Annotated in this window: 1 protein-coding gene; it reads right to left on the bottom strand. The window is 68.0% G+C overall.

Annotated elements, in window-relative coordinates:
* A partial coding sequence (locus BN358_RS23450; protein WP_198018417.1) for an ATPase, T2SS/T4P/T4SS family occupies positions 1-294 on the bottom strand: 294 nt, incomplete at both ends.

Raw genomic sequence — 294 nt, 5'->3', positions numbered from 1 at the left:
TGGGTGAGCAGTTCGTAGTCGGTTTCCAGCGTGCCGAACCGCTCGTTCTCGGGGATCGCCGCGATCAGCGCGCGCAGCAGGGTCGTTTTGCCCGCGCCCTGGTCACCGCTGATCACCATGGACTTGCGGGCGAGCACCGCCGAGTGCAGGAAGCGGGCCACCTCCTCGGGCATCATGCCGGTGCCGGCGAGCCGACGCAGGTCGATGTCGGTGAGGGTGTGCTGACGAATCGTGATGCTCGGCCGGTAGCTGAGCCCGAAACCGATCGCGTGCAGCCGGAACCGGTCGCCGAGG

This window comes from Sedimentibacter sp. B4, from assembly GCF_000309315.1.
Classification (GTDB): domain Bacteria; phylum Bacillota; class Clostridia; order Tissierellales; family Sedimentibacteraceae; genus Sedimentibacter; species Sedimentibacter saalensis.
Note: the sequence above shows the minus strand (reverse complement) of the source record. Positions and strands in the feature narration are given on the sequence as shown.